We start from the raw sequence: 18,278 nt of genomic DNA on the forward strand, positions 1-18,278 counted from the left end.
CGTTTTGCTTACTTTTGCGCTGTTCAAAAGTGAGCCGCTGTAAGAGCGGAACCAATAGTCGCCGTTACCTAAATAACGGATATACACCCCGACCCCCCTCTCACCCCAACAACTCACTCATCGCAATAATCTGCTCCGCCACCTGAATCAGCTTCTGCTGCCGACTCATCGCCTGACGCCGCATCAGCGTGTAGGCCTCTTCCTCATTACACCCCTTCATTTTCATCAACAACCCCTTGGCCGTTTCGATCCGCTTGCGTTCGGCCAACTGCTGATCCCGCGCCTGCAACTGCGCGCGCAGCGCCTGGTCACTCTCGAACCGCGCCATCGCCACATCCAGAATCGGCTGCAACCGCTGCGCCTGAATCCCCTCGACAATGTAGGCACTCACCCCGGACTTGATCGCCTGACGCATCACCCCCGGATCATGCTCATCGGTAAACATCACAATCGGCCGTGGCTGGTCGCGACTCACCAGCACCACCTGCTCCATCACATCGCGTCCCGGCGACTCGGTATCGATCAAAATCACGTCCGGGCGCACCGCTTCGACCCGCGCCGGCAAGTCGATCGTCAACCCCGATTCATCGATCACCTCAAACCCGGCCTCGGTCAACGCAGCCTTGAGCCGCCCGACCTTGCGCGGTGTGTCATTGATCAACAGGATTCGTAGCATGGGTTCCTCCTGTCAGCGCAAGGCCTGGCGGCTGGCAACATCTGCCATGGCATGCAGGCGAAAGCTGCGGGCATACCCGGCCGGGTCCGAACCGTCCCAGATTTTTCCGTCGATCAACTGGCTGCTGCGCATGGCCTCGCCACCGGCAGGCACGCCCACGGCGCTGGCCGCCTGGCGATAGATGTCCAGTTGTTGCACACGCCGGGCAACGCCGAGGTAGTCCGGGTCCTCCCGCAGCAGGCCCCAGCGGCGGAACTGGGTCATGAACCACATGCCATCAGACAGGTAGGGCAGGTTCACCTCGCCGTCGCCATAAAAACGCAGCGCGTGGGGATCCTGCCAGTGGTTGCCGAGGCCGTCATCGTAGTCGCCGAGCAGGCGCGGTTCGATGCAATCGAGCGGGGCGTCGAGGTACTGCGGGGCGCTCAGCAACTGTGCAGTGGAGCGGCGGTTTTCCGTGCTCTGTTCGATAAAACGGCTGGCCTGCAGGATCGCCATCACCAGTACCCGGGCGGTATTGGGGTATTGCTCGACAAATGCCTGGGTGCAGCCGAGGACTTTTTCCGGATGGTCCGGCCACAGTGCCTGGGTGGTGGCCAGGGTAAAGCCCTGGTTCTGCTTCACCGCACTGGCGCACCAGGGCTCGCCCACACAAAAGCCGTCGATGCGCCCGGCTTGCAGGTGCGCAACCATCTGCGGCGGCGGCACCAGCACACTGTCCACATCCTGCAGGGGATGGATGCCCTGGCTGGCCAGCCAGTAATACAACCACATGGCGTGGGTACCTGTGGGAAAGGTCTGGGCGAAGGTGAGTTTTGTTCGGCTTTGGTGCACGTGGCGGTCCAGTGCCTCAGGACTGGTCACCCCCAGCTGTTGCAGGCCACGGGACAGGTTGATGCTCTGGCCGTTCTGGTTCAGGCCCATCAGCACCGCCATATCGGTGGGTGCCACGCCGCCGATGCCCAGGTGCACGGCGTAGATCAGGCCGTACAGGCTGTGGGCGGCGTCCAGTTCGCCGCTGACCAGGTTGTCCCGCAGGCTGGCCCATGATGACTGGCGCCTGAGATTCAAGGTCAGGCCATAGGGCTGGGCGAAGCCCTGGGTGGCGGCGACCACCACCGAGGCGCAATCGCTCAGGGCCATGAAACCCAGGTTGAGGCTGCTCTTTTCCGGGGCATCGCTGCCGTTGACCCAAGCCAGGGGATCACTCATCAATACGTACCTTTCATAAAAAAACGCCGTTCCGTCGGGTACTCAGAGGAAGAGCCCGGGGTAACGACGTCTGTGTCCTTGAGCCCGTTCCGCCGTTGGCGCGAGCTGCGATAGACAAGGCATAGCAAGGCACATGCCACGATGCGCACAGGATGGGCTGGGCGTCAGCTTTTCATCAGGATTGAAATTGGCCTGCCTCGCAGTATGGCCGCTCTTTCAGCCCGGGCCATGCAGGCATGTTCAGCCACCTTCACCGTTTCTCGACACTGCTTTTCTGCCTGGTGCTGCTGGGCAGCCCCGGCGCGTTCGGGGACTCCTACCAGGCCCGTGATGAAAGCCTGCACACTTTTTTTACCGCGTTGTCCCTGCCGCTGGGGCAGCCGATCGTTGTCAGTCAGGCGGCAGCTCGCAAGCGCATCAGCGGGGCGTTCGATTTCGACTCGCCCCAACCGCTGCTGGAGTCGGTCGCCCAGCAGCAAGGCCTGATCTGGTACACCGATGGCCAGGTGCTTTACCTCTATGACGCCGACGAGGCGAAAAGCTCGGTGGTGACCCTGCGGCATATCTCGGTCGACCTCCTGCGCGGGTTCATGCGCCGTTCGGGGCTCGAAGAGGCGCGCTACCCGCTGCGTGCGAGTGGGGCGCGGGTGTTCTACGTGTCCGGGCCGCCGAACTATGTCGACCATGTGCTGCGCCTGGCCCAACTGATGGACCGCCAGCGTGCGGAACTGCGCCTGGGGCCGCAGCGGATCGGGGTGGTGCAGGTGCTCAACACCCACGTTGCAGACCGCGAGTACAACATGGGCGACAGAACCGTCACGGTGCCGGGCATGGCATCCATGATCGAAAAACTGCTGGCCGTCGAGCAGGAGAGTGCGTCCCCGCGGCAACCCGGATTACTGGCCGACAAGAATATCTCGGTGCTGGCGTACCCGGACACCAACAGCCTGCTGATCAAGGGCAAGCCCGCGCAGGTGAGCTTTATCGAAGGTCTGGTGGCAGAACTGGACGTACCGAAGCGCGCGGTGGAGGTTTCGATGTGGCTGGTGGATGTGGACCGCGGTGAGCTCAAGAAGATCGGCGCGACCATGCACAAGGGGGCGGACAAGCCTTCAGCTACCCGGGTCATGGCACCCATCGAGGACGAAGCATTCATGCAGCGGATCACCGCCTTGGAGTTGCGCAGGCGAGCGAGGGTCACGACGTTGCCGGTGATTCTCACCCAGGAGAATGTGCCCGCGGTTTTCAACGACAACCAGACGTTCTATCTGCCCCGGCCGGGTGAAGACCACGACGAATGGCAACCGGTGGTCTTTGGTACGCAGGTCAGTGTTCTGCCGCGCTTCGCCGAGGCGAATGAAATCGAGATGCTGCTCACCGTCGAGGATGGCCGCCAGATGGGCAAGGCTGCCAGTCGCGATAAACCCTCGGCGGGGGTGGAGCGGATGGGGATCAACACGGTGGTGCGTGTGGCTCCGGGCAGGCGATTGCTGGTGGGGAATTTTCAGCGCGATACCGGCACAGCCTTGCTCGGACGCTACAACGGGCCCATGGCCAACAGTGTGCGATTGTTTGTGATTCAGGCGACGGCGGTCGCAAATGTGCTGCATACCGCTGCCGAGCCGGGGCAGGCGCCGCCGTTGACGCGCTCCCAGCATGAGCAGGTGAAGCGGGCATTTAACCGGGTGACCGAAGGATAAGAACGTTGGTGGCGCCCCTGGGCGGGCATCGTCGAAAGGTCCTACGTGCCCAGTCTGAAAAAATCAGTGCCTATGGGGTTTTTTCCTCTCCTATACAGCGAGTGGGCTTTTTATAGTCGCGACCTTCAGGAAACCAGTGTTGGAAATGAAGGTGAGTTGGGTGCGGAGGTACGAATGGCCGTGGTGAACGATGGGGTACTGGCTACCCCCATGGTCTTTGAGCGCTGGACGTTGCACGGCGACGGTAGATTGACCAGTGAAGACTCGGATATTCAACTCCCGCCCAAGGAGTGGCAGGTGTTGCGCCTGTTGCTGTCCTCGGCCGGAGTGCTGGTGACCAAGGACCACTTGCTGGAACAGGCATGGCCCCATAACGAGGCCACGGAAGAGTCCCTGACCCGTTGCATCTGTTCGCTGCGCAAATATTTGAAGGGCGGCAAGGGCCTGATCAAGACGGTATACGGCAAGGGGTACCGGGTGACCTGTGCGGTCAGGGTGACCAGCCTGACGGTGGGCGCTGTCTGTTCCACCTGCGGTCGGGGGCAGGCATGAGCAGCGCCCGATGCAAGGGGGCGCTGCTGCTGATGCTCACGCTCGGCTTCGGCAATGAAGCCCGGGCGTATTGCTGGGCCGAGGCTGCCAGCCGATACGGCATGGAGCCGGAATTGTTGCAGGCCATCGCCGCGGTGGAGTCGGGCTACCGCGCCAAGGCCATGAATTACGCCAACAACAACGGCACCCGTGATATCGGGCTGATGCAGATCAACAGCATTCACCTGCCGCGCCTGCTCAAGGAGGGCATTACCGAGCAGCGCTTGCTGGATGAGCCTTGCCTGTCGGTGGAGGTGGGGGCGTCGATCCTTGCCGACTTCGTCAAACAGTTCGGCTACAACTGGACAGCGATCGGTTCCTACAATGTGGGCGGCGGGCCCGGGCCTCAGCGTGAGGCCCTGCGTCTTCGCTATGCGCAAAAAATCTGGGTCCGCTATGAGGAACTGATGACGCACCGTAACTGACGATTGGACGGCACGCCTCGCATGCAGCCCGTCACCCCGGCTATAATCGCCGCCACCTTTCGCCGCCATCCGAGTCAAGCCCGCCCATGTATACCCTGGCCCGCCAGCTGTTGTTCAAACTCTCTCCGGAAACTTCCCACGATCTGTCCCTGGACTTGATCGGTGCCGGTGGCCGCCTGGGGCTCAATGGCCTGGTGTGCAAGGCCCCGGCGAAAATGCCGGTGTCGGTGATGGGGCTCGATTTCCCCAACCCGGTAGGCCTGGCTGCGGGTTTGGACAAAAACGGTGCGGCCATCGACGGTTTTGCGCAGCTGGGTTTTGGCTTTGTCGAAATCGGCACCGTGACCCCACGGCCGCAGCCGGGCAACCCGAAGCCGCGGATCTTCCGCCTGCCGGAAGCCGAGGCGATCATCAATCGCATGGGCTTCAACAACCTGGGTGTGGATAACCTGCTGTCACGGGTTCAGGCGGCGAAGTACACCGGTATCCTCGGGATCAATATCGGCAAAAACTTCGACACGCCGGTGGAGCGTGCGGTGGATGACTATCTGATTTGCCTGGACAAGGTCTACGCCCACGCCAGCTACGTCACGGTCAACGTCAGCTCGCCTAACACCCCGGGCCTGCGCAGCCTGCAGTTTGGCGACTCCCTCAAGCAACTGCTCGAAGCCTTGCGTCAGCGCCAGGAAGATTTGGCTGTGCGCCACGGCAAGCGTGTGCCCCTGGCAATCAAGATTGCCCCGGACATGAACGACGAAGAGACCGTACTGGTGGCCCAGGCCCTGGTGGATTCGGGCATGGATGCGGTGATCGCCACCAACACCACCCTGAGCCGCGTCGGTGTCGAAGGCCTGGCGTATGGTGACGAAGCGGGCGGCTTGTCCGGTGCGCCGGTACGCGACCAGAGCACTCACATCGTCAAGGTGCTGGCGGCCGAGTTGGCAGGGCGCTTGCCGATCATTGCCGTGGGTGGCATCACCGAGGGCAAGCACGCGGCCGAGAAAATCGCCGCCGGCGCGAGCCTGGTGCAGTTGTACTCCGGCTTTATCTACAAGGGCCCGGCGTTGATTCGCCAGGCGGTGGATGCGATTGCGGCATTGCCGCGCGGCTGACAACAGGCAATAAAAAGGGCTCCTTGAAGGAGCCCCTGGGCCGAAGCCCGCCGCCCGGATGGGGCGTGCGTGGTTAAGTGGTTGCGTATTCGTGCTGGTGTCGGAATTAAATGCCCTTGATTAGCCGACGGCGTGAAGTTCGTTGAGTCTGTGGATTCCCGCAGTGCCAGTCATACCGTCCCAGTTGTCGCCGCGTCCTTCTCGCCAGCCGTTGATCCAGGCTTGGCGTACCGACGGTAGAGTAAATGGGCAAAGCTCACGGGATTTGCCATGAACGCCATATTGATATCCGCGTAAAAATGCTCTTTCCAACGGATCACGCTTAAGTCTTCTCATAGGGTGTTTCCCTCACTTGTTGACTGTCTTGATATCCTTCGGCCTCGTCCGAGGCCGGGCAGAGTTTTTCTGCCGTTGGTGCGCTCGCTGCCGGCGTGGCGAGCTATGTGTCGGCGTCGTTACGGCGCCAACCTGTGTTGAGTTCTAACCAATAGGTCACATGGATTCAATGATCGTTTTGTCATAAGCACGTAACGATAACGATGCTATAGCCATAAGCTGGGATGGCTTTTCGCCCCTTTTGTTGGGCAAACCCAGCTATGATGTGCCCTTCAAAGAGGATGGGTTTAATCCTTTAGTGAGAATGTCCGCCTGTTGCAGTCGGTTATTATTCGACGAAGGGTCGGAATGTTTCTTCTTGTTGCTTCAAATACTTGAACTGCCCCGTCGATAAAGGCCCGAAAGGCCGGTAGCCGGGGTGGAACGGCACATTCGTGCCACACGAGCGTTCTTCAAGAAAAGCGCTTGATTGAAAACCGAACGCGCGATGCGTCGCCCGTTCACTTATTGCTGAAAAGCCTGGAATGCCCCATGTCGGACCGTTTTGAACTCTTCCTCACTTGCCCCAAGGGCCTCGAAGGCCTGCTGATCGAGGAAGCCGTGGGGCTTGGCCTTGAGGAAGCCCGCGAGCACACCTCGGCCGTGCGCGGCATGGCCGACATGGAGACCGCCTACCGCCTGTGCCTCTGGTCGCGCCTGGCCAACCGCGTGTTGCTGGTGCTCAAGCGCTTCCCGATGAAGGACGCCGAAGACCTGTACCACGGGGTGCTGGACATCGAGTGGGAAGACCACATGCTCGCCGACGGCACCCTGGCCGTTGAATTCAGCGGCCATGGCTCGGGCATCGACAACACCCACTTCGGCGCGCTGAAGGTCAAGGATGCGATTGTCGACAAGCTGCGCACCCCGACCGGCGAACGTCCATCCATCGACAAGATCAACCCGGACCTGCGCATCCACCTGCGCCTGGACCGTGGCGAAGCGATCCTTTCCCTTGATTTGTCCGGCCACAGCCTGCACCAGCGCGGCTACCGCCTGCAGCAGGGCGCGGCACCGTTGAAAGAGAACCTGGCGGCGGCGATCCTGATTCGCTCCGGCTGGCCGCGCATCGCTGCCGAAGGCGGCGCGCTGACGGACCCGATGTGCGGCGTCGGTACCTTCCTGGTGGAAGGCGCGATGATCGCCGCCGACATGGCGCCCAACCTGAACCGTGAGCTGTGGGGTTTCACCGCCTGGCTTGGCCACGTTCCGGCGCTGTGGAAAAAACTTCACACAGAGGCCAGCGAACGTGCCGCCATCGGCATGGCCAAGCCACCGCTGTGGATTCGTGGTTACGAGGCGGATCCTCGCCTGATCCAACCCGCCCGTAACAACATCGAACGCGCAGGCCTTAGCCACTGGATCAAGATCTACCAGGGCGAAGTCGGTACCTTCGAGCCGCGTCCGGACCAGAACCAGAAAGGCCTGGTGATCTGCAACCCGCCGTATGGCGAGCGTCTGGGTGATGAAGCCAGCCTGTTGTACCTCTATCAGAACCTCGGCGAGCGTCTGCGCCAGGCGTGCCTGGGCTGGGAAGCGGCGGTGTTCACCGGTGCTCCGGACCTGGGCAAGCGCATGGGCATCCGCAGCCACAAACAGTATTCGTTCTGGAACGGCGCCTTGCCGTGCAAATTGCTGCTGATCAAGGTCACCCCGGATCAGTTCGTCACCGGCGAGCGTCGCACCCCGGAACAACGCCAGGCCGAGCGCGAGCAAGCGGCCTACGACCAGGCGCCGACCGAGCCGCAAGAGCGCCAGTACAACAAGAACGGGAATCCGATCAAACCCGCCCCGGCCCCAGTGGTCGAGCAGGCGCGCTTGAGCGAAGGCGGGCAGATGTTTGCCAACCGCCTGCAAAAGAACCTGAAACTGCTGGGCAAGTGGGCCAAGCGCGAAGGCGTCGATTGCTACCGTGTGTACGATGCCGACATGCCGGAATACTCCATGGCCATCGACCTGTACCACGACTGGGTCCACGTCCAGGAATACGTGGCGCCGAAGTCGATTGACCCGGAAAAAGCTTCGGCACGCATGTTCGATGCCCTGGCGGCCATTCCCCAGGCGCTGGGCATCGACAAGAACCGTGTGGTGGTCAAGCGTCGCGAACGCCAGAGCGGCACCAAGCAGTACGAGCGCCAGAGCGCCCAGGGCAAGTTCACCGAGGTCAGCGAAGGCGGCGTCAAGTTGCTGGTCAACCTGACCGATTACCTGGACACCGGCCTGTTCCTCGACCACCGTCCAATGCGCATGCGCATCCAGAAAGAGGCGGCCGGCAAACGCTTCCTCAACCTGTATTGCTACACCGCCACCGCCAGTGTGCACGCCGCCAAGGGTGGCGCGCGCAGCACCACCAGCGTCGACCTGTCGAAGACCTACCTGGACTGGGCGCGCCGCAACTTCTCCCTCAACGGTTTCTCCGACAAGAACCGCCTGGAGCAGGGCGACGTGATGGCCTGGCTGGAAGCCAGCCGCGATGAGTTCGACATGATCTTCATCGACCCGCCGACCTTCTCCAACTCCAAGCGCATGGAAGGCATCTTCGACGTGCAACGCGACCACGTGCAGTTGCTGGACCTGGCCATGGCGCGCCTGGCACCGGGCGGCGTGTTGTACTTCTCGAACAACTTCCGCAAGTTCCAGCTGGAAGACAACCTCGTCGAGCGGTATGCCGTCGAAGAGATCAGCGACAAGACCATCGACCCGGATTTTGCGCGTAACGCCAAGATCCATCGGGCGTGGAAAATCACCGCGCGCTGATCACTGCGTTCTGAAGCCGCAGGCCCGGATCATTCCGGCCTTGCGGCTTTTTTTTGCGCTGGTCAAACGCAAGTCCTGTGGCTATAACTTAGGACCTGGCCAAAGTGACGCACCCGCACGCTGGCGTTCCGAGTCTTGTCTATGCCGCTGCATGCCGTCCGCCCGAAAATCCTAGGCTTTATCAGTGAGCAGGTGTCGGCGTGGCTGGTGGCGGTGGTGGTGTTGCTGGCCGGTATCGCGCTGACGATTGTCGTCGCCTGGGCCGCGTCAGAGCTTTACCAGCAGCAGATGCGCCAGCGCTTTCAACTGCTGGTCAACGAGCGCTACAGCCGTCTCCAGGAGCGTTTCGAGGACCAGGAACAACGCCTGGGCAGCCTGCGGCGGTTCTTCGTCAATTCAAATACAGTCTCGCGCAAAGAGTTCGAAGGGTTCGCGCAGCCCTTGCTGTTGCGTACCCGCGCCTATGCCTGGGCACCCCGGGTTTTGCGTGACCAGCGCGGTGCGTTCGAGCAGGCAATCACGGCGGAGCGCGGTGCGAATTTCTCCATTCGTGAATTGAATGCGGCGGGCGAACTGACCCCGGCGACTGATCGCGATGAGTATGTGCCGGTGCTGTACAGCCAGACCCAGAGCATTCTCGGCTCGCCGCTGGGTTTTGACCTGTTGGCCCAGCCACTGCGGCGCTCGACGGTGGAGCGTGCGCAACAGTCAGGGAAGATGGCGGTGTCCCAGCCCATGCAACTGGTGGGTGTGGAGCCGGCCTATGCCATGGGTGTATTGCTGGTGGCACCGGTCAGCCGGGCACCGACGACACAAGTGCCCAACAGTGAACCTTACGGCTACGTCATGGCGGTGATCAGCATGCGCCAGCTGGTGGCCGATGGCTTGCCCAAGGCCGCACGGGACAACCTGGTGATGCAGATTGTCGACACCTCCGATGCAGAGCAACGGGTGTTGTACGAATCCAGCAACCCCGTGGCAGACAGTGACCTGGTGGCAGCACGCCGGCTGACGCTCGGCGACCACGTCTACGCCTTGAGCCTGCGCCCCAGCCAGGTGTTCCAGCAGGGCAATCACTCGTCGCTGGTCAGTATCCTGGTCATGGGCAGCCTGCTGAGTGTGCTGCTCAGTGCGTTGCTCTACGTGGTGGTCAGCCAGCGCCAGCGCGCATTGAAGCTGGTGGAGCAGCGCACCGCCCAATTGCGTCAGCGGGAACAGGAACTGCGAGGCACCCACGGCCAACTGCGCAGCGTGCTCAATGCGGCCACCCAGGTGGCGATCATCGCGACGGACTTGCGCGGTGTGATCACCACCTTCAACGCCGGCGCCGAGCAGATGCTGGGCTTTGAAGCACAAGAGGTACTGGGCCACCTGACCCTCGAAAGCCTGCACCTGGCCCCCGAGCTGGAAGCCCGTGCCGCGCAATTGAGCGCAATCCTCGGCAAGCGCATCGCGCCAGCCCAGGCGATGCTGGTGGACAGCGCCGATGCAGTGCATGAGGCCCGCGAGTGGACGCTGGTACGCAAGGACGGCAGCCAACTGACGGTGAACATGCTCGCCACTGTTCTGCTGGACGAGCATGGCCTGTGGGTCGGGCACCTGGCGATCTGCCTGGATGTCACCGAGCAGAAGCGCGCCTATGAGGCACTGGCCGCGCGGGACCGCCTGCTGAAGAAACTCAGCGCCCATGTGCCCGGCGGTATTTTCCAGTTCGTCCTGGAACCGAACAATGTCTCGCGGTTCATTTATGCCAGCGATGGCATCCGCGACATCTACGAAATCGAGCCTGGGGTGTTGCAGCAGGATGCGCGAAAGGTCTTCGAGCGGATTCATCCGCTGGATGTCGAGCGGGTACGGGAGTCCATTCGCCTGTCCACCCTGCAACTGAGCCATTGGCGTGAAGAATACCGGGTGCAGTTGCCCCATCGGGGGCTGCGCTGGGTTCGCGGTGAGGCGACGCCGGAAGAGCTGGCCGGTGGCGGTACGTTATGGCATGGCTATGTGTCGGATATTTCCGATCTCAAGCGGGTCGAGGAAGAGCTGCGGGCGCTGTCGATTACCGATTCCCTGACCGGCATTCATAACCGACGCTACTTCCAGGACCGGCTGAAGGCCGAGATGATCCGGGTCAAGCGTGCCTCGGGGGCGTTGTCGGTGATTATGTTCGACATCGATCACTTCAAGCGTATCAACGACCAGCATGGTCACGCGGTGGGTGATGAAGTGCTCAAGGAGTTATGCCGGCGCATCAGCCAGCGGTTACGACGCACGGATGTGTTTTGCCGGCTGGGCGGCGAGGAGTTTGTGGTGCTGTGCGCCAATACCGACGGCAGCCAGGCGTTCAGTGTTGCCCTGGAGTTGTGGCAGGCGTTGCGCGGTGAGCCGATGGAAGGTGTCGGCACCGTGACGGCGAGCTTCGGGGTCGCCAGTTGGCGGGTCGAGGAGGGCGTCGACAGCTTGTTGCTGCGGGCGGATTCGGGTGTCTATGCCGCCAAGCAGGCGGGCAGGGACAGGGTTGAGGCAGAGCGGGTGCTTGCCTGAAGTGCACGGCCATTCAAGCTATTAGAGATCAATGTGGGAGCTGGCTTGCCTGCGATAGCATCACCTCGGTATTCCTGATAGACCGAGGCGTCTGCATCGCAGGCAAGCCAGCTCCCACATTTGATATTTGCTGCTGTTAGAGGACCGGGGCCGCCGCCGCCAGTTTCGGCTGGCGATACAGGTCCAGCAGCACCTGGTCCAGTACCGAGGACGCGCCCCACGGTTTCGGATCGTTGAGAATCGCCACCACAGCCCAGGTATTGCCATTGTTGTCGCGGCTGAACCCGGCAATCGCCCGCACGGTGTTCAGGGTGCCGGTCTTGACGTGGGCTTCGCCGCGCATGGCCGTGGTCTTCAGGCGTTTACGCATGGTGCCGTCGGTGCCGGCAATCGGCAGCGAACTGATGTACTCCGCCGCGTACGGGCTTCTCCACGCCGCTTGCAGCATGGTCGCCATTTCGCGGGCGCTGACCCGTTCAGCACGGGACAGGCCGGAGCCGTTCTCCATCACCAGGTGCGGCGCGGTGATGCCTTTTTTCGCCAGCCACTGGCGCACCACGCGCTGGGCGGCCTTGGCGTCGTCGCCGTCGGCATCGGTGCGGTACTGCGCACCCAGGCTCAGGAACAACTGCTGGGCCATGGTGTTGTTACTGTATTTGTTGATGTCGCGGATGATCTCCGCCAGGTCCGGCGAGAACGCACGAGCCAGCACTTTGGCGTTCTTCGGTACCGGCGCCTGGATGTCGCGGCCCTGGATGCTGCCGCCCAGTTCCTTCCAGATCGCCCGAACGGCGCCGGCGGTGTAGGTGGCGTGGTCCAGCAACGACAGATACGTCTGCGAGCTGCAGCCGTCCGCCAACTGGCCGCTGACGGTCACGGTGACGCTGCCGTCGGCGGCGGTCATCGGGCTGTAGCGCACATCGCCGGTGCATTGCTTGGCGTTGGAGACCTTGACCTGGTTGTCGATGCGGATGCTCGCAATCGGCGGCTCGACCGACACCAGCACCTTGCCCGAATCATTGCGGGTGACGAAGCGCAGCGCCTTGAGGTTGACCATCAAGGCATCGGGCTTGACCAGGAACGGCTTGTTCTCGTCGTTGCCGTCGTCATTGAACTCCGGCAGTTGCGGCGGGATGAAGAAGCCACGGTCCAGCACCAGGTCGCCGGTCACTTGCTGCACGCCATTGGCCCGCAGGTCGCGCATCAGCAGCCAGAGTTTTTCCATGTTCAGCTTGGGGTCGCCGCCGCCCTTGAGGTACAGGTTGCCGTTCAGGATCCCGCCGCTCAGGGTGCCGTCGGTGTAGAACTCGGTTTTCCACTGATGGTTGGGACCGAGCATTTCCAGGGCCGCGTAGGTGGTGACCAGCTTCATGGTCGAGGCCGGGTTGACCGACACGTCGGCGTTAAACACGGTAGGTGTGCCCGGGCCATTGAGGGGAATCATCACCAGGGACAGGGCATTGTTTTGCAGCTTGGCTTTCTGGAGGGCTTCCTGGACCTTGGGCGGCAGGGAAGTGTTGATCGGGGCGGCGGTAACGGAAAAGGCCAGGGGCAGAAGAAAACTGGCGAGTAACAGTGGACGCAAAGATTTGATCATAAGAATTAAAACCCTACTGCTGAGGGGGTAAAAAGGTGAGGGGTATGTACGAAAAATCCCTCAATGGTCATGAAAGTGTCGGCATTATGCCCCAAGGCTGTCGCACTTGTGGCTGAACGATAGCTGCAATTGGCGGTTTTTTTTACTGGCACTCTGCCGCCTGTCCCAGAGAATCGGGCAAAGGCCTGCTTAAACTGCTAAAGTGCCGCCCGTTATTACTTAAGAGGATTGTTCCAATGGCGACTAACCGTTCCCGGCGTCTGCGCAAAAAACTGTGCGTTGATGAATTTCAAGAGCTGGGTTTCGAACTGAACCTGGACTTCAAAGAAGGTTTGGACGATGAAGCGGTTGACGCTTTCCTCGAAGCATTCCTGACTGAAGCGATGGACGGCAACGGCCTGGACTACGTCGGCGGTGATGACTTCGGTCTGGTTTGCAAAGCCACCCGTGGTTCGGTCAACGAAGAACAGCGTGCCGCTGTTGAAGCGTGGCTGAAGGCTCGTCCAGAGCTGACCCGCGTTGAAGTCAGCGCCCTGCTGGACGCTTGGCACCCAGAAAAGCCGATCAACCCGGCAGTCTGATGTCATGAAAAAGCGACCCGCCCGGGTCGCTTTTTCGTTACTGGGTCTAAAGAATCAGGCCTTGCGCCAGTTCAGAATCACCAGCGTCAACACCCCCGCGACAATTCCCCAGAACGCCGAACCGATGGAAAACAACGTCAACCCCGACGCTGTGACCATGAAGGTGATCAACGCAGCTTCCCGTTCCCTGGGTTCATTCATGGCGATGCTCAGGCCATTGATGATCGAGCCAAACAACGCCAGTGCCGCAATCGACAGCACCAGTTCCTTGGGCAGGGCGGCGAATAACGCGGCCAATGTCGCGCCAAACACCCCGGCGATCCCGTAGAAAATCCCGCACCAGACCGCGGCGGTGTAGCGCTTGTTGCGATCCTCATGGGCATGAGGGCCGGTGCAGATCGCCGCGCTGATGGCTGCCAGGTTGATGCCATGGGAGCCAAACGGCGCCAGCACCAGCGAGGCCAGGCCGGTGGTAGTAATCAATGGCGACGCCGGTACGTTATAGCCGTCGGCCCGCAGCACCGCGACACCCGGCATGTTCTGCGAGGTCATGGCCACCACGAACAGCGGGATGCCGATGCTGATGGTCGCGGCCAGGGAGAAGTGCGGCGTGGTCCACACCGGCGTTGCCACTTCCAGGTGAAAGCCACTGAAATCCAGCAGCCCCATCAGCCCGGACAGTGCCGTGCCGATCAGCAGTGCCGCGAGCACGGCATAACGCGGCGACAGGCGCTTGATGACCAGGTAAGTGAAGAACATCCCCAGTACCAGCCCGGTACGGTGCTGCGCGGCGACGAAAATCTCGCTGCCGATCTTGAACAGAATCCCCGCCAGCAAGGCGGCCGCCAGGGACGCGGGGATGCGCTTGACGAGTTTTTCGAAGCTGCCGGTGAGCCCGCAGATGGTCACCAGCACCGCGCAGGTGATGTAGGCGCCGATGGCCTCGCCGTAGCTGACGCCGCCCAGGCTGGTGATCAACAGCGCCGCGCCCGGTGTGGACCAGGCAATGGTGATCGGCGTGCGGTAGCGCAAGGACAGGCCAATGCTGCACACCGCCATGCCGATGGAGATCGCCCAGATCCACGAGGAAATCTGCGCGGTGGTCAGGCCGGCGGCCTGGCCAGCTTGAAACATCAGCACCAGGGAGCTGGTGTAGCCGGTCATCATGGCGATGAAACCGGCGACGATGGCCGAAGGCGAAGTGTCGGCCAGTGGGCGTAATCGCGCTTGGGGGACGTCGGACATGGGGCGGTGTTCCTTTTACCGGGTTGTTTTTGTAGGCGCGAGCCTGCTCGCGAAGATCATTAACGATGACGCTGGCATCTTGAATGAATGCGCTGCCTGGACGTTTTTCACGAGCCAGCTCGCTCCTGCAAAGGAGAAAACGTGGAATCAAGCCTAAACTCAAACGTAACGATTCATTGCAATACAGCCGGCGCCCCAAACAGCCGTACAGTGTGTTGGCGCACTGGGTTGTGTACAATGTGCGCTGATTTTACGCGATACTTGCCAGCGACCCTCTGTGCCGTATTACAGTCAACGTCAATTCGCCGCCGTTCTCCCGACCCGAGTGCCCATGAACGAACAGTTGCAGCCCCTCAAGAAACAGCCGCGAGCCGGTAAGGCCGGTCGCAGTGGAACCCAGGACGATATCGTCTACGCGCATATCTTCGAGGCGATCCTCGAACAACGCCTGGCGCCCGGTACCAAATTGAGTGAAGAAGCGCTGGGCGAAATCTTCGGCGTCAGCCGCACCATCATTCGCCGCGCGCTGTCGCGCCTGGCCCATGAAGGCGTGGTACTGCTGCGGCCCAATCGTGGTGCGGTAGTGGCCAGCCCGAGCGTCGAGGAAGCCCGCCAGGTATTCCTCGCCCGGCGCCTGGTGGAGCGTGCGATCACTGAGTTGGCGGTGCAGCATGCCACGGCCGAGCAACTGGCCGAACTGCGGCAGATGGTCAACGACGAGCGCGACAGCTTCTCCCGGGGCGATCGCGGCGCGGGCATCCGGCTTTCCGGCGAGTTCCACCTGAAGCTGGCCGAGGCGGCGAAGAATGCGCCGCTGATCAGTTTCCAGCGCAGTCTGGTGTCCCAGACCTCGTTGATCATCGCCCAGTACGAAAGCGGCAACCGCTCGCACTGTTCCTACGATGAGCACACGCAGTTGATCGACGCGATCGAAGCGCGGGATGCGGATTTGGCGGTGAACCTGATGATGCATCACATGGATCACATCGACAGCAAGCTCAACCTCGATGAGGAAAGCGCTTCTGACGATCTGCATGCAGTGTTCTCGCATCTGTTGCAGACAAAGAAGCCGGGGCGCTCGTCTGTAAAACTGTAATTTTCCAGGCTCGCCACTAACTAAATGTGGGAGCGGGCTTGCTCGCGAAGGCGTTGGATCAGTCAGCACATCCAGCGACTGACACACCGCCTTCGCGAGCAAGCCCGCTCCCACATTTGTTTTGTTGTACCTGTTAAATCAGCGTTGGTGCACCAATTGCCCCGCCGCATACGTCTGCAACACCGCCCGGTCATCCCCCAGTGTCATCAACACGAACAACGTCTCGGCGATGTTATTGGCCTGCTTCAGGCGATAGCTGAGCAGCGGGGTGGCGTTGTAATCCAGTACCAGGAAGTCCGCGTCAGTGCCGGGTTGCAGCGTGCCGATCTTGTCTTCCAGACGCAGCGCCCGCGCACCACCCAGGGTCGCCAGGTACAACGACTTGAACGGACTCAAGCGCGCCCCTTGCAGTTGCATCACCTTGTACGCTTCGTTCAGGGTTTGCAGCAGCGAGAAGCTGGTGCCACCGCCGACGTCCGTACCCAGGCCGACATTCAGCTTGTGCTTCTCGGCCATCGGCAGGTTGAACAAACCGCTGCCCAGGAAGAAGTTCGACGTCGGGCAGAACGCGACTGCCGAACCGGCTTCTGCCAACCGCGCGCATTCGTCGTCGCACAGGTGCACACCGTGGGCGAACACCGAGCGTTCACCCAGCAGTTTGTAATGGTCGTACACGTCCAGGTAGCCCTTGCGCTCCGGGAACAGTTCTTTCACCCATTCCACTTCCTGCAGGTTTTCACTGATGTGAGTCTGCATGTAGAGGTCCGGGTATTCCCCCAGCAGCTGCCCGGCGAGGGTCAGTTGTTCAGGTGTACTGGTCGGTGCGAAACGTGGCGTCACCGCGTAGTGCAAACGGCCCTTGCCGTGCCAGCGCTCGATCAGCGCCTTGCTCTCCGCGTAGCCGGATTCGGCGGTGTCGGTCAAATAGTCCGGCGCGTTGCGGTCCATCATTACCTTGCCGGCGATCATCCGCAGGTCGAGCTTCTCGGCCGCTTCAAAAAACGAGTTCACTGACTGCGGGTGCACGCTGCCAAATACCAGCGCGGTGGTGGTGCCGTTGCGCAGCAGTTCCTTGATGAAAATATCCGCGACTTCTTCGGCGTGGGCCTTGTCGGCGAACTGGCTTTCACACGGGAAGGTGTAGGTGTTGAGCCAGTCCAGCAACTGCTCGCCATAGGCACCGACCATGCCGGTCTGCGGCAGGTGGATGTGGGTGTCGATCAGGCCGGGGGTGATCAGCGCGTCCTGGTAATGGGTGACTTCGATGTCGGCGGGCAGGCTGGCGAGCAAGTCGCTGGCGTGGCCAAGGGCACTGATCTGGCCGTTGTCGATCACCAGCAGGCCGTCCTCGAAATATTCGTAGGAGGCTTCGATCCCCACTTCGGCAGGGTCGGCGATGCTGTGCAAAATGGCGGCACGGTAGGCTTTGCGTGTCAAAGGCATGGTCGTCTCAGTTAGTCGCTTGGCTGCGGCGGGATACCGGCAGCAGTTTGGCAATGGGTTCGGCGCTCGCAGTGTGCTGGCCGAAGTTGGCGTTATAGGTGGCGATGATTTCGCCGGCGATGGAGATGGCGATTTCCACAGGCAGTTTGCCTTTGACCTCGGTCAGCCCCATCGGGCAATGCATGCGTTGCAGTTGCGCGGTGTCGAAACCGCGATCCCGCAGGCGGTGTTCAAACTTGACGCGTTTGGTCTTCGAGCCGATCAGGCCGAAGTAGGTGAAGTCATTGCGCTTGAGCAGGGCGGCGGTGAGTTCCAGGTCCAGCGCGTGGTTGTGGGTCATGACGATGCAGTAACTGCCCACAGGCAAGTGGTCGATTTCATCCACCGGCTCTTCGCTGACGATTTTACGCACGCCTTGGGGGATGTGTTCCGGGAATTCCTGTTCCCGCGAATCGACCCAGCGCACCCGGCACGGCAGGCTGGCCAGCAACGGCACCAGCGCGCGGCCCACGTGGCCGGCGCCGAACACCGCGATCTGCGCCTGCACCTGGCCCATGGGTTCGAACAACAGCACCGTCACGCCGCCGCAGCACTGGCCCAGGCTGGCGCCGAGGCTGAAGCGCTCCAGGTGGGTGTTTTGCTGGCCGCGCACAAGCATGTCCCGGGCGATCTGCATCGCCTTGTATTCCAGGTGCCCGCCACCGATGGTGTCGAAGGTGTGGGCGGCGCTGATCACCATCTTCGAACCGGCGTTGCGCGGCGTGGAGCCGAGCTCTTCGATGATGGTCACCAGCACGCAGGGTTCGCCCTGGTTCTGCAGGTCGGCGAGGGCGCTGATCCAGTTGTTCATGTTTACCTCAACATCTCTGTTGTCAGTCCGGCCGCCTTCGCGAGCAAGCCCGCTCCCACATTTTGATTTGTGAACAC

Annotated in this window: 15 protein-coding genes; 8 read left to right on the forward strand and 7 right to left on the reverse strand. The window is 61.5% G+C overall.

Features of this window, described 5'->3' with window-relative positions:
- Nucleotides 1–100: 100 nt before the first annotated feature.
- Together A462_RS08485 and A462_RS08480 are read right to left on the reverse strand one after the other, a co-directional pair.
- Complete coding sequence (locus tag A462_RS08485; RefSeq protein ID WP_003219125.1) at nucleotides 101–676, reverse strand: ANTAR domain-containing response regulator; 576 nt, start codon at nucleotides 674–676, stop codon at nucleotides 101–103.
- A gap of 12 nt (nucleotides 677–688) precedes the next feature.
- Nucleotides 689–1,888, reverse strand: a complete 1,200-nt coding sequence (locus A462_RS08480; protein WP_008437541.1) for a CmpA/NrtA family ABC transporter substrate-binding protein — start codon at nucleotides 1,886–1,888, stop codon at nucleotides 689–691.
- Nucleotides 1,889–2,124: 236 nt separating this feature from the next.
- On the opposite strand from A462_RS08480, the gene sctC reads away from it, so the two are divergent.
- The 4 genes from sctC (at nucleotide 2,125) to A462_RS08460 (ending at nucleotide 5,716) form a co-directional block, all read left to right on the forward strand.
- Entirely contained in the window at nucleotides 2,125–3,588 is a 1,464-nt protein-coding gene (gene sctC, locus A462_RS08475; protein WP_008437543.1) for a type III secretion system outer membrane ring subunit SctC, read from the forward strand.
- A gap of 174 nt (nucleotides 3,589–3,762) precedes the next feature.
- Complete coding sequence (locus tag A462_RS08470; RefSeq protein WP_008437545.1) at nucleotides 3,763–4,140, forward strand: winged helix-turn-helix domain-containing protein; 378 nt, start codon at nucleotides 3,763–3,765, stop codon at nucleotides 4,138–4,140.
- Complete coding sequence (locus tag A462_RS08465) at nucleotides 4,137–4,604, forward strand: transglycosylase SLT domain-containing protein (RefSeq protein WP_008437547.1); 468 nt, start codon at nucleotides 4,137–4,139, stop codon at nucleotides 4,602–4,604. The genes A462_RS08470 and A462_RS08465 overlap by 4 nt, the downstream gene beginning before the upstream one ends.
- An 86-nt stretch (nucleotides 4,605–4,690) precedes the next feature.
- Nucleotides 4,691–5,716 carry a quinone-dependent dihydroorotate dehydrogenase gene (locus tag A462_RS08460; RefSeq protein WP_003219118.1) on the forward strand — a complete coding sequence of 342 codons (1,026 nt, stop codon included), beginning with the start codon at nucleotides 4,691–4,693 and terminating at the stop codon, nucleotides 5,714–5,716.
- A gap of 120 nt (nucleotides 5,717–5,836) precedes the next feature.
- Here A462_RS08460 and rmf read toward each other — a convergent pair whose 3' ends face one another.
- Complete coding sequence (gene rmf / locus A462_RS33700; RefSeq protein WP_002553055.1) at nucleotides 5,837–6,052, reverse strand: ribosome modulation factor; 216 nt, start codon at nucleotides 6,050–6,052, stop codon at nucleotides 5,837–5,839.
- 531 nt (nucleotides 6,053–6,583) lie between these two features.
- Between rmf and rlmKL the strand changes: the two genes are divergently transcribed.
- On the forward strand, nucleotides 6,584–8,848 hold the full coding sequence (gene rlmKL, locus A462_RS08455) for a bifunctional 23S rRNA (guanine(2069)-N(7))-methyltransferase RlmK/23S rRNA (guanine(2445)-N(2))-methyltransferase RlmL (RefSeq protein ID WP_003219107.1): 2,265 nt from the start codon (nucleotides 6,584–6,586) through the stop codon (nucleotides 8,846–8,848).
- A 141-nt stretch (nucleotides 8,849–8,989) separates the two neighbouring features.
- Entirely contained in the window at nucleotides 8,990–11,389 is a 2,400-nt protein-coding gene (locus A462_RS08450) for a sensor domain-containing diguanylate cyclase (RefSeq protein WP_008437551.1), read from the forward strand.
- A 136-nt stretch (nucleotides 11,390–11,525) separates the two neighbouring features.
- Here the strand turns inward: A462_RS08450 and dacB are convergent, their stop codons facing one another.
- Entirely contained in the window at nucleotides 11,526–12,986 is a 1,461-nt protein-coding gene (dacB, locus tag A462_RS08445; RefSeq protein ID WP_003219103.1) for a D-alanyl-D-alanine carboxypeptidase/D-alanyl-D-alanine endopeptidase, read from the reverse strand.
- A gap of 236 nt (nucleotides 12,987–13,222) precedes the next feature.
- Here dacB and A462_RS08440 point away from each other — a divergent pair, with 236 nt between their 5' ends.
- Nucleotides 13,223–13,567 carry a YggL family protein gene (locus A462_RS08440; protein ID WP_003219101.1) on the forward strand — a complete coding sequence of 115 codons (345 nt, stop codon included), beginning with the start codon at nucleotides 13,223–13,225 and terminating at the stop codon, nucleotides 13,565–13,567.
- A gap of 54 nt (nucleotides 13,568–13,621) precedes the next feature.
- Here A462_RS08440 and A462_RS08435 read toward each other — a convergent pair whose 3' ends face one another.
- Nucleotides 13,622–14,812 carry a benzoate/H(+) symporter BenE family transporter gene (locus A462_RS08435; RefSeq protein ID WP_008437554.1) on the reverse strand — a complete coding sequence of 397 codons (1,191 nt, stop codon included), beginning with the start codon at nucleotides 14,810–14,812 and terminating at the stop codon, nucleotides 13,622–13,624.
- Nucleotides 14,813–15,143: 331 nt separating this feature from the next.
- Here A462_RS08435 and A462_RS08430 point away from each other — a divergent pair, with 331 nt between their 5' ends.
- On the forward strand, nucleotides 15,144–15,908 hold the full coding sequence (locus tag A462_RS08430) for a GntR family transcriptional regulator (protein ID WP_003219095.1): 765 nt from the start codon (nucleotides 15,144–15,146) through the stop codon (nucleotides 15,906–15,908).
- 138 nt (nucleotides 15,909–16,046) lie between these two features.
- On the opposite strand, the gene guaD is transcribed toward A462_RS08430, so the two are convergent.
- Together guaD and xdhC are read right to left on the reverse strand one after the other, a co-directional pair.
- Entirely contained in the window at nucleotides 16,047–17,351 is a 1,305-nt protein-coding gene (gene guaD, locus A462_RS08425) for a guanine deaminase (protein WP_003219093.1), read from the reverse strand.
- A 7-nt stretch (nucleotides 17,352–17,358) separates the two neighbouring features.
- Entirely contained in the window at nucleotides 17,359–18,201 is an 843-nt protein-coding gene (gene xdhC / locus A462_RS08420) for a xanthine dehydrogenase accessory protein XdhC (RefSeq protein WP_008437557.1), read from the reverse strand.
- Nucleotides 18,202–18,278 lie beyond the last annotated feature (77 nt).

Origin of the sequence: Pseudomonas sp. Ag1, assembly GCF_000278565.1 — a bacterium.
Classification (GTDB): Bacteria; Pseudomonadota; Gammaproteobacteria; order Pseudomonadales; family Pseudomonadaceae; genus Aquipseudomonas.

Coding starts and splice junctions, on each gene's coding strand:
- A462_RS08485 (WP_003219125.1), bottom strand. CDS start 676: ATGCTACGAATCCTGTTGATCAATGACACACCGCGCAAGGTCGGGCGG.
- A462_RS08480 (WP_008437541.1), bottom strand. CDS start 1,888: ATGAGTGATCCCCTGGCTTGGGTCAACGGCAGCGATGCCCCGGAAAAG.
- sctC (WP_008437543.1), top strand. CDS start 2,125: ATGTTCAGCCACCTTCACCGTTTCTCGACACTGCTTTTCTGCCTGGTG.
- A462_RS08470 (WP_008437545.1), top strand. CDS start 3,763: ATGGCCGTGGTGAACGATGGGGTACTGGCTACCCCCATGGTCTTTGAG.
- A462_RS08465 (WP_008437547.1), top strand. CDS start 4,137: ATGAGCAGCGCCCGATGCAAGGGGGCGCTGCTGCTGATGCTCACGCTC.
- A462_RS08460 (WP_003219118.1), top strand. CDS start 4,691: ATGTATACCCTGGCCCGCCAGCTGTTGTTCAAACTCTCTCCGGAAACT.
- rmf (WP_002553055.1), bottom strand. CDS start 6,052: ATGAGAAGACTTAAGCGTGATCCGTTGGAAAGAGCATTTTTACGCGGA.
- rlmKL (WP_003219107.1), top strand. CDS start 6,584: ATGTCGGACCGTTTTGAACTCTTCCTCACTTGCCCCAAGGGCCTCGAA.
- A462_RS08450 (WP_008437551.1), top strand. CDS start 8,990: ATGCCGCTGCATGCCGTCCGCCCGAAAATCCTAGGCTTTATCAGTGAG.
- dacB (WP_003219103.1), bottom strand. CDS start 12,986: ATGATCAAATCTTTGCGTCCACTGTTACTCGCCAGTTTTCTTCTGCCC.
- A462_RS08440 (WP_003219101.1), top strand. CDS start 13,223: ATGGCGACTAACCGTTCCCGGCGTCTGCGCAAAAAACTGTGCGTTGAT.
- A462_RS08435 (WP_008437554.1), bottom strand. CDS start 14,812: ATGTCCGACGTCCCCCAAGCGCGATTACGCCCACTGGCCGACACTTCG.
- A462_RS08430 (WP_003219095.1), top strand. CDS start 15,144: ATGAACGAACAGTTGCAGCCCCTCAAGAAACAGCCGCGAGCCGGTAAG.
- guaD (WP_003219093.1), bottom strand. CDS start 17,351: ATGCCTTTGACACGCAAAGCCTACCGTGCCGCCATTTTGCACAGCATC.
- xdhC (WP_008437557.1), bottom strand. CDS start 18,201: ATGAACAACTGGATCAGCGCCCTCGCCGACCTGCAGAACCAGGGCGAA.